General features: G+C 54.3%; 9 protein-coding genes. 6 read left to right on the top strand and 3 right to left on the bottom strand.

Translation table 11 applies throughout. From position 1 onward, the window contains the following. The first annotated feature begins 307 nt into the window (after positions 1-307). The 3 genes from DIE12_RS31220 (at position 308) to DIE12_RS31210 (ending at position 1,875) form a co-directional block, all read left to right on the top strand. Positions 308-670, top strand: a complete 363-nt coding sequence (locus DIE12_RS31220; protein ID WP_124523234.1) for a hypothetical protein — start codon at positions 308-310, stop codon at positions 668-670. A 38-nt stretch (positions 671-708) separates the two neighbouring features. Then, the gene (locus DIE12_RS31215) at positions 709-1,149 is read left to right on the top strand and encodes a hypothetical protein (RefSeq protein ID WP_124523232.1); all 441 of its coding nucleotides are present in this window, start codon (positions 709-711) and stop codon (positions 1,147-1,149) included. 243 nt (positions 1,150-1,392) lie between these two features. Next, positions 1,393-1,875, top strand: coding sequence for a hypothetical protein (locus DIE12_RS31210; RefSeq protein ID WP_124523230.1), 483 nt, complete (start codon positions 1,393-1,395; stop codon positions 1,873-1,875). Positions 1,876-1,901: 26 nt separating this feature from the next. Here the strand turns inward: DIE12_RS31210 and DIE12_RS39115 are convergent, their stop codons facing one another. Further along, positions 1,902-2,390, bottom strand: a complete 489-nt coding sequence (locus DIE12_RS39115; RefSeq protein WP_081058047.1) for a DUF3592 domain-containing protein — start codon at positions 2,388-2,390, stop codon at positions 1,902-1,904. Between the two features lie 465 nt (positions 2,391-2,855). Between DIE12_RS39115 and DIE12_RS31200 the strand changes: the two genes are divergently transcribed. Further along, entirely contained in the window at positions 2,856-3,209 is a 354-nt protein-coding gene (locus DIE12_RS31200; RefSeq protein ID WP_124523228.1) for a colicin immunity protein, read from the top strand. Positions 3,210-3,588: 379 nt separating this feature from the next. Continuing rightward, positions 3,589-5,568 (top strand): TIGR02391 family protein, encoded by a 1,980-nt coding sequence (locus DIE12_RS31195; RefSeq protein ID WP_124523226.1) that lies wholly within the window; start codon positions 3,589-3,591, stop codon positions 5,566-5,568. Between the two features lie 1,332 nt (positions 5,569-6,900). Here the strand turns inward: DIE12_RS31195 and DIE12_RS31190 are convergent. Together DIE12_RS31190 and DIE12_RS31185 are read right to left on the bottom strand one after the other, a co-directional pair. Then, positions 6,901-7,281: a hypothetical protein gene (locus tag DIE12_RS31190; RefSeq protein WP_221621954.1), complete on the bottom strand. Its 381-nt coding sequence runs from the start codon at positions 7,279-7,281 to the stop codon at positions 6,901-6,903. A gap of 333 nt (positions 7,282-7,614) precedes the next feature. Then, on the bottom strand, positions 7,615-8,127 hold the full coding sequence (locus DIE12_RS31185) for a hypothetical protein (RefSeq protein ID WP_124523224.1): 513 nt from the start codon (positions 8,125-8,127) through the stop codon (positions 7,615-7,617). Positions 8,128-8,696: 569 nt separating this feature from the next. On the opposite strand from DIE12_RS31185, the gene DIE12_RS31180 reads away from it, so the two are divergent. After that, positions 8,697-9,587, top strand: coding sequence for an amino acid ABC transporter substrate-binding protein (locus DIE12_RS31180; RefSeq protein ID WP_124523222.1), 891 nt, complete (start codon positions 8,697-8,699; stop codon positions 9,585-9,587). Positions 9,588-9,840: the final 253 nt, after the last annotated feature.

Raw genomic sequence — 9,840 nt, 5'->3', positions numbered from 1 at the left:
CGATGGTTGGGGGTGCGTCGTTCAGAAACGCAACTGAAAACATTTTTCGATGTATTGCCGCCGTCGCAGTCCGGCCACTTTCGGACATTCGGGGCAGCCACGTAAATCACCGACAATGAGAGCTGCGCCGGTCCCAACCTGCGAACGTTCGTGATTTACGAATACGACCTTAAGGTAATATCGCCTCGTCTTACCGGCTCTCTCCGAGAGATAGCCGACGTTACAAAGATCGGTGCGCACATTCACAGAAGACATCCTGCCTGAGGGTAGGATTTTGTATCCTCGGTAACTACAACGTGAGGCGTTAATGAGCAACCGCATTCCCTCCTTCATCGTTGCTGCGGCATGTGCCTTCCCGGGCGTCCATGCGCTGGCCGCGGACCCGGACTGCGCGGGGCTTGATCGTTGGCCTACCAGTATGGCATTCGTAAAGCTTAAGAACGCAGGGCTAACCGACAACGACAAACTCGACTTCAACAAGACCAAGACGGTTCGACTCGCATCGGAACGAATTGGAAATGACTTGTACCGTCAAGTTCATCACGTCGTCTTCACTGAAAAAAGTGGTGAGACGATAGAGGTCATCACTGCAAGCGATGCATCGAGGGAAGAATGCTCTATGTCAGATGTCGAGGTGTTCGTGATCTCAAGACGGCTTGGTGGGAAATGACGCCTACGCCCTTTGCATCCACGTTCATAATAAGGAAAATGATCGTCGACTCATTCCAAAAAATAGGTCGCTACTTTTGGCTATGGCTTGTCGCCATTTTCTGCTCGTCAACGGCCCTAGGTGACACACGAGTTTGTACAGCAGCGGAGGCTCAGAAGGCAGAAGCTGTAGCTGCAGTTGGTAGGTCGTGGAAGCAGTTGCATCTACAATTTGTACAATATGCGCATTGTGACGATGGAGCCGTTGCGGAAGGTTTCAGCGAGTCAATTACTCTTTTGCTCGCCGATCACTGGGAAACTATTCGACAGATTGAACCCATGATCGCGTCAGATCCAGCTTTCCGTAAATTCATTATCCGGCATATTGACGAAAATGTGCCTGCAGACCGATTGCAGCGGATCGCCAGAAATGCGAGCAACCAATGTCCTGGAAATCTAAAGAACCTTTGTCAAGATATTAGAGCAGCGGCCATGAAATAAGCCTACGAACATCCATGCATAAAAAATGAGGCTCCGCGCAGGATGGCAACCCGGCATCATGCCGACCGTATTACTGGGTGTCCCCCAGAGGGCATGTGGTAGATCGAATGACCGTTTTCGGGAAATGTGTCAGACCGCTTAGGGTCGATCTGCGTCGGTCGCGGGCGCCGGGTGGCGGCCGGCCGAGTTCGGCCAGGAAGAGTCGCTCGACGCGATTGCCTGAATCGTCGACAATCAGTGTCGATGGATGACTGGGACGTGAGAAAAGTGAAGCTCTACCGAGTTACAGCGGCAATCGATGATGTGTCGGGCGCGGCAACGACCCGAACAAGGTTCGGGACGAATACGACATTCAATGCCACCATAGACGGTCGGCGACAATACGCTGTGCAGATTCTCGGAACTGTTCGAGTTGAGAGCGGAATGATCGTAACCGCAGTACTCCGGGATCCGAACGATTGGCAAACATTGGAGGGTTGGTGCGACCATCAGAGCGGGCGCATTGAGGGCGTTGCCTCAATAGCATCTCTGCGATTTGCCGCCATTTTGTTTGGTGCGCTTTTCGTGTCCGTCGTCGTTTTAGGGTTTGTTTTCAGGCCGGTTGCGGGCGAGCATCTACTTGCCGTTTCAATGATTTTAACTTTCGGCGCGGCGACACTGATACCCATTGTCGGTTGGTATCGGGGAATGCAAGTGTGGCGTGAGCTCCGCCTTGATCGACGATGACTGCCCCTAAACCGGTTGCGCGTAGTCTACCCGTCCCTCTTCGAATCGGCCCGCCTGAAGCTTTGAAGCCCCTTCGCAACTGAAGCGAGCAGCAGCAGAAGAAGAACCAGCGTGATCCAGTCCTCTCCTCGCCACGTTGCTCGGTCCAAGACCGAGTGACTGGCATCGGCCGGGTCGAAGTAAGCTGGCAGCGTATAGCCGGCGGGGCGGGATAGCGCAGCTCGCTTGGCAAGTTCTTGCGATCCGTACCATGTCGCGTTGTAACCGTAAATGGTGCTGCTACTTTGACTCACATATCGACGACCGTGCACGATATACGAGTATGTCCACGACGGTGTCCAGATCCTCCCGCTCTTCTGGGATCGAGAAATTGTTTCCGATGATAGAACGGTCGCGTCGGTCGAGGACCATGACCGCTCTACTATCACGAAATAGACTCGCGACGCAGTCGCGTTTCCGATCCAGACGATGACACTCCCCGCCAGAACTAGAGTTGTCCAGACGATGATGGACATCCGCGTATTTGTCCTTGTTTTCACTTGTAATCCGTTATCTCGGTTGAGATCGCTCTTTTTCGGCCTGGTCGAAGTCGTACACGGGGACAGACGGGCCGTAATAGATCAAGAGTCTCAATTCCCAAGGAATACGCGTAGCTTTGGGCGTAGCTTTTCTAGCCGGGCCCTGTCAGATAACGCGCAGGTACTGCTGCATCATTGGAGTGACGGGTGCAGGTGCTGCGGTGGGTTGGGTACTCATGTGACCGGGAAAAGTTGCTTTGCCTGCCCGAGTTTACCAGCGGCCTGAACGGGACGGCTCGAAGTTCGCCATCCGGCCGGTTGTTGGAGATCACGGCCGGCGGCTGTCGGCCAGGAGCGGACTAGTCGACAACCGTTACACAAAGCGGCCATTGGCGTCGTCCGCAATCGCAAAGGACGATCTAAAATGAACTTCTGGCAGTCGGATTGTGTTGAAACCACCCAATGAACATCGATCGTTCTCGCGTCTACGATTCGTCGGATGACTTTTTTTTCCTCGATGGAAGCATTGTGATGAAGCTTTCTACCGACGCGGCAATTGCAGTTTGTGAGCGGGCGGCCCAACACGGCTTGGTTGTCGCTCGAATCGAAGGCGGCATATGGCATTTCCCTGGATTCGAAGCGAGGGTCGATTGCATTTGGGATGGTGCTGATCCTCCTATTGATCTGGAGGCTGCGGAACGCAATAACCAAAGGGCAGCCGAGTTCATTAGATCGGAGAGCCCTCCGCACGATGTTTTCTTGATGACGACCCCGCCGATGACAGGCTGGAAATCCAGACAGCCACGGGGCTTTTGACGCCCCCATGATGCATCTCGACCACCCAGATTTACACCTAGGTCACGGCCCCGCTCATTCCACGGTAAACGTCCGCTTTGCCAAGACGTCAAGTCCGCAACGGGTCGGAAGTCGCCTGTCGGGCCGCACCGGGCGCCGACCGGCGACTTCCGGCCAGAAGTAGTCGTTCGAACCAATTCCCCGGATGTCTGCTTTCAGGGAAATGAACAGAGGTCGTCAAGTTCTAGTAACTGCATCATTCGTCGCCCGAAGTCTGCACGTGATCCCCCCCTTCCGTCCGATTTACGCATCAGTTGGAAAAATTCTTTCGGCGAGCTCGACCCTTGTCCGTCTGTGAGAATATGCTTCTCAAACGTGACGACAAGCGAAGGATGACAATATGGACGCGATTGATTGGAGCAATGTGTGGCAGACAGTACACCCGGCAATTCAGGAGCAAGCGAAAGATATCGCGGAATCTGGGAAATTCGACGATGCGATCCTAGCTGCGCTACGTTACGTCGAAAGTGAAATCCAAGGCCGTATTGGCTCTACTAGCATCGGCCAAGCCCTGCTGAATGAGGCGTTCGATGGCCCCGCACCCAAGATTCAGATCGGTGGTTCTCGTGATGTCGAATGGGTTAAATCGATATTCTCGGGCGCGTTTGGATTCGTCCGCAACGACAGAGCACACAAGGCCGTGCCAGCTCTCCCATGCGGTTCAATTGACGAGTGCAATTCCTTTCTCCAATTCGCGGGTTTCTTGTTGCGCCTTCTCGATCGCGATAAGGCGTTGCTGCCGAATATCGCTAGTGTCGAAGTTGTTGCGCTTTCCGATCGCATGACGGTGGGGTTCCATGGCGCTCAACTAACCCGAATAGACAAGGTTGTTGGATCGGGACAGTCATTTCGCGCAACACTTCAGCGAGCTGATCTGGCGGAATTCGAGCTTAGCCCCGGTTTCGCAGGAGAACTTGACGTGTTTTCAGGTGCGGACAAAGTCCATTCAGTGCATGTCGATGGGCGTCCCATCGGTACAGGCGCGGACAATATCTACGAGGTCATTGATGCAAACATCCCTTTATATGAGGATGTCGGCGGGAAGTTGCGACGACTTGATTGCACCGGGTTTATGGTCGAAGCAAATGAAGGGGGTAAGGTGTTCCTTCGTATTCAACCAACGCGAGGTACATACAAAAAAGGGCAATACGTCTCTCACGGTCCATTTGAATTCGATCGACCGGCCATAGGAAAGACTTGGTTCCGTTCGGCTAATGGAGAAATTCTTCCCGCGTGGGATAGCTCCGTGCTTGCCGCGCCGAATATTCTGGGAGAACGAGGGAAGGGGGTCGTGAGTAATCTTGGCCTGTTTCCAAACGTCGTTTCGTTATCCGTTGGCGAAATCCGAACTTTGAGTGCGCAAGTTGTCGAAACTGACGGCTCGATCCGGCGGAATGTATCTACCAGCGGCGGCGTGTGGAATAGCCAGGACGAGCAAGTTGCACATGTCGGCGGAGGAATACTCCGGGCGAAATCCTTGGGGAAAACACGAGTGGATTATATTCAACACGGATTCAAGAGTTCCATTGACGTGAGAGTCGAGGATCATGTCCATGGTGATAAATCTATCTATTTCGAAAGTTTATATCGACCGCAAAGCATCCGCTTCGATAGCGCCGACGACTTGTACTTCTGTGATCAATCTAGTTCTATTTTCAAGCTGAAGCGTAACGGTGGAGTTGAGACAGTATTGCGGATTCCCAAACCCGACCTAGCTCCCTTCGGCGTCGATTGCATCGCAATCGACAAAAATGGTGGAATTTATGCGAATAATATACATCAGGGTGCGGCATTCTACTTTCGTCGTGACGGTGCCCGCTTCGGTGCTGGTAATGAAATTGGTCGGAGCGTAGAAGGCACAAAGAAGGGCATGGTCACAACGAATTCCGGCGACCTCTTTGTTACCGTCATGCAGTCGAAAGGCGGATGCGTGCTACACGTTCACCCGGACGGGGTGGAAACGACATTCAGCCTGCGTGGGAGCGCACACGTTATTGGTATCGGTCCCGACGGTCACTTGTACGTAGCTCCGCACCGCGCGCGAAGCATCGACGTATATGAACAGGATGGACGCTTGATCGATACGATCGAACTCGCCGTCGAAGGACCGGTCGGCGACTTGTCTATATCAGCCGATGGAACGATATATGTCGCGATGTTCGGTGCAGGACAGTTGCTTAAACTGACTCGTTCTCCAGTCGGCTTTCAGCAGTCGGTAGTGGCAACGGATCTCGGGAGTCCGACTGGAGTTTCTTTGGATTCGCAAGGCCGTGCTTGCGTTTCCGATCTTTCGTCGGGTCGAATTTACCTCGTCTATTAGGACGACATGCCCCGCCACCATCTGGTGATGGCTCAACGATCACTGGCATCGGTCAATCGAGCAAGAAGCGGACAGCGGCATGTCAACCACGGATGACGAAAATGGGTCGGCTACGGCCGACCGCGTCGGGCGGCAGTCGGCCACAAGCGGTCGGTCGACATCGCCCTTGGGATCGTTGACAATTGCCCGTGGACCGCCTCAGTTTGACGTAGGAGGCAATTGTGGGAAAAGTTACATCTTTGCTTTCCAGTCATCAGTTGATTGGTACTTGGCGCGCAGATGAGGATGATGGGCGATCGCAATATACGGTAAGTGCTACTGCAGATGGCCTTACCGTATCTGGCCGAGATTTCCTCGATGGTGAGCCGTATCAAATCTCTAACGTGAGCTGGACAAATGCCTCAGTGGAATTCGATACATATATGGCGTCGACAGGAAGGCGGGGCCATCTCGTTTTATCTAAACTTCCAGAAAGCGATCAGGTGGAAATACTGTTCACTTTTACGGATCGCTGCTTAGCTTGTAAGGTGTGAATTTCGATAGATTTATCTCTGTTGAGTACCTTCGAAACATAATTGACTCGCCAGGAGTCAGCGAAGACGAAGAGGTCAGCGTAGGCTAGAAACCTTGCTGCATTCCAGCACCGACGAACTGAATGACCGCTTCACGCAAGGGCGACCGTCAGCTTCGGGTCGGCTACGGCCGAGCACGTCGGGCGGCAGTCGGCCAGTTTCGGCCGTCCGACATCGATGTTCAAATCTTTGACAATCAGCGCAGGATCGGGAAGGTTCTGTGTCAGTCCGGGTTCCACACCTCATCACCCTCAATAACCTTGTCAATTTTCCGGTTATTTACCAGCCTCCCTCTTTTTCATATTTTTCATACGACACAAACAACTGCTCAACCATACCCATGTCGGGAGTAAACCCTGCTCCGACGAGCGCCAGGACACCTCTCAAGATGAAATTAAGGTGCCCCCATATTAAGCACAAAACCACCCCAGAAGAAATCCATACCGTTAAAAACACAAGGCACCAGAGGCGATATCTTTGGTACTGAGATCTTGACATTTTCGGCGGCACCGGCCACGCGTCGCGAAAAATTTTCAGCATCATATCCCCCTTCGCCATTAATTCCCAATAGACAGATTAATTTCCCGTTGGCTTACCGTGGAGCTAACCGATACCCCGATTGCGAACGCTCCATTTATCAACACACTGACAGAGAAGCCTGTCATGGCCGCGACCGTTTCGAGTCTGCAACCGTCGGTCATACCCGGCGGGTAGTCGATGTCCCGTTCACCGCAGCACCGCATGCATGCGATGAGATCCGTCACTGGGCTTGAAACACCGCGGCATGCCAGTAGGCCCGTGGATCGCGGAACCAGGACGCGAATGCATTTCGGTCGAAGACTCGAAGCTGCTTCATCTCCACCGCATAACGCCGGAACAGAGCAAGCAACTCGCGCAAAGCACTCTCATCGACCTTCGCTTGATCGACATAGATGCTCAATACGTCTAGCTCGCCTTCATAGCGCTTCACACAAGGCAGCTTATCGAGCCACTCGAAGAATGCGGATTCATCGCACTCCGAGTAGTACCAAACACGCTTGGCAGATAGAACCAGATCACCTGTCACGACGTCTGCCTCCTGGATAAATGTTGTAGCCGCCTCCGCCGGGATATTGCACATCCCAACGGGCCCTTTGTTCACGTTCTTCTCTGGGCGGACTAGCTACCGGTAGCTTAGCGCATTGCGAACGGCCGCTTTGGCGAAGATCGAAGGTCTCCTTCGGGTCGATCTGCGCCGCTCGGACGTCGCCGGCTCGCCGGAGCGGCGCGACAGCATCGTATGGCGCAGTTCGGCCACTTCCGGACGTTCGTCGAGTCGGGAAAGTTGCCGTTGGAATGGCTGCATTACTCCGGAACCTGACGGACGAGATCACAGCCGCTTCCCGCATCTACGAACTAACGAATTCAAGCGCCCAACCCGATGTGGGACATCGGATTCGCCAAGGCGCTCGCAGACTTGAAGCAATCGTTGTAGCTACTTCTCGAACCAATATTCGAATTCGGTGCGGTTCTGGTTGAAGGCCTTGGAGTCGGCAACGGTTTCCGCGCGGACGATGCCACGAATGCCGCGGAACTTGCCGGTGCCGCCCGTGATATCCAACTCTGTGAGGTTCTTCAGGCGGTCGCTGCCTGGCAGCTTGTGGTTGAGGAAGTATCCGCGAGCAAAAATCTTGTCGCCGTTCTCCATTCTGTATTCGACGTAGCTGCGGCCAAGCCCATTCAGGTCGGTCAGGTCGCTTGTGGCGCGGATGACGGCTTCTTTGAGAACGACGCCCTCAATTGTCTGGTCTTTGCGACCGTAACTGCGCACTAACTCGTATAGCCGTAGCTTGTGCTCAGGCACATCGCCGACTTCAAGGATGTACTGCTTCGTGTACCTGTTTCCGCTCGCTGGTGCGTCGAATGCGGCGATATGCTTCTCCTGCGCAATAGCGATCGTCGAAGCGAAAAGCACGCCGCATGTCGCGGCAAACACTTTCAGATGCATGGCCGTCTCCCAGCAGGGAACCCCTTGCACTCTAGCAAGACCGCAAAGGGCAATGCAAGACAACAGATCGGATCCATCAAACTGGAGCTAATCAAATGCGCGCTTTTCGCCAATAGTTCGCGTTCAAACGAATCTCCGAAAAGTTGACGTGGAGGATTTCAACGTCGGTTTTCCGGGACGTTCATCGAATTGGCGCTCTCGGTCATGAAGCGTTATTTGCCAAGCGCGTGGCTCGGCGAATAACGCTAAGCCAACGGTCATTGGCAGACGGAAGTCGAACGCTCCCTTACCAATCACTTGTGCTCATTAGCCGGGATTTCACGCTTGCGGTCGGCGCAATTCCGCTTTCCGAGAGACAGGATGGCTGGGCCAAATATTGATCCCAAAACGATGTGTCAAAGGAGGCAATGCGGTTGACCTAGATCAACGGAGTGCGATCAACTCGGCTTACAGTGGTGTGGCACGGTGGTCGGCCATCTCCAGCGCGCGCGTTCGATTCAGAACCAAATCCGACTCGCAAGTCGAAGAAAGTATCGCCGGGCTCATATGTCGTGAACAGGGAGGGCATCATGATGCATCGATCCTTTGCCGCGCTCGCCGCATTATTTGTAGGTCATGCCGCCTTGACGGCCGCGAACGCGCAGACGTTGGAGAAGATTGCGCGAACCAATCAGATCGTCGTTTCATATCGGGAAGCTGCGGTGCCCTTCAGCTATCTGCTGACGCCGCATAAGGCCGTTGGCTTTTCGATGGACGTGACTGAAGAAATTGTCGATGACGTCCGAAAGGCGCTTCGAAAACCGGACCTACATACCGTCTACGTGCCTGTTACCGGGCAAAACCGGATTCCGTTGCTCGTCAACGGCACCATCGACCTTGAGTGTGGATCGACGACAAATACATCGGCGCGCGGCAAGGAGGTCACGTTTTCGACCAACTACTTCTACGCAGGCACGCGACTCATGACCAAACGTGAATCACACATCGGTGATTACGCTGATCTCGCACACAAGGTCGTCGCGACCGTCGGCGGGAGCACCAATGAAAAGGCCTTACGCCGCCAACTCGACGCGCAGCATGTCGATGCGGACGTGGTGCTGACAAAGGATTATGCCGAAGCTCTGAAGGAGGTTGCGGACGACAGAGCGGCGGCGCTCGCACTCGACGACGTTCTGCTTTACGGGCTACGTGCGAATGCTAGCGACCCGGATATGTGGGAAGTCGTCGGCGAAGCGCTGCAGATCGAGCCGTACGCGTGTATGGTGCGAAAGGATGATCCGGCGTTCAAGCGGCTCGTCGATGGTACGCTGACCCGGCTGATGAAGAGCGGTGAGTTCGCGCGCCTGTACGCAAAGTGGTTCGAATCGCCGATTCCACCGCGCGGCGCAAATCTCAAGATGCCGATGAGCGCAGCGCTGAAGGGAAACCTGATCGCACGCAGTGATCGACCTGCACAATGACCGGTCGCACGCATCTGGAATTCGCGCGGGACGACGACAAATGACCGCAACGGGGCATTGAGCCGCCATTGATCCTCCGCTGGCCCGAAGGGCTGATATGGGTCGGCATCGGCCAGTCCTGAAAAGATCGAGCGTAGGTCGTGGCGTAGCTTCGTGTGCCGATCCCTATCAGACAAGGCGCAGGTACTGCTGCATCAGCATTCCCCCTCTCCATCAGAAAACGGCGCATCGCTCGACCGATCACCCACACGCC

This window comes from Burkholderia sp. Bp9015 (assembly GCF_003853505.1).
GTDB lineage: Bacteria > Pseudomonadota > Gammaproteobacteria > Burkholderiales > Burkholderiaceae > Burkholderia.
The sequence above is the reverse complement of the archived record's forward strand: the minus strand, read 5'-3'. Positions and strand labels throughout refer to the sequence as shown.

Bases quoted from the DNA above. Each gene is read 5' to 3' on its own strand.
- DIE12_RS31215 (WP_124523232.1), top strand. From the start codon at position 709: ATGATCGTCGACTCATTCCAAAAAATAGGTCGCTACTTTTGGCTATGG.
- DIE12_RS31185 (WP_124523224.1), bottom strand. From the start codon at position 8,127: ATGCATCTGAAAGTGTTTGCCGCGACATGCGGCGTGCTTTTCGCTTCG.
- DIE12_RS31195 (WP_124523226.1), top strand. From the start codon at position 3,589: ATGGACGCGATTGATTGGAGCAATGTGTGGCAGACAGTACACCCGGCA.
- DIE12_RS39115 (WP_081058047.1), bottom strand. From the start codon at position 2,390: ATGTCCATCATCGTCTGGACAACTCTAGTTCTGGCGGGGAGTGTCATC.
- DIE12_RS31210 (WP_124523230.1), top strand. From the start codon at position 1,393: ATGGATGACTGGGACGTGAGAAAAGTGAAGCTCTACCGAGTTACAGCG.
- DIE12_RS31200 (WP_124523228.1), top strand. From the start codon at position 2,856: ATGAACATCGATCGTTCTCGCGTCTACGATTCGTCGGATGACTTTTTT.
- DIE12_RS31180 (WP_124523222.1), top strand. From the start codon at position 8,697: ATGATGCATCGATCCTTTGCCGCGCTCGCCGCATTATTTGTAGGTCAT.
- DIE12_RS31220 (WP_124523234.1), top strand. From the start codon at position 308: ATGAGCAACCGCATTCCCTCCTTCATCGTTGCTGCGGCATGTGCCTTC.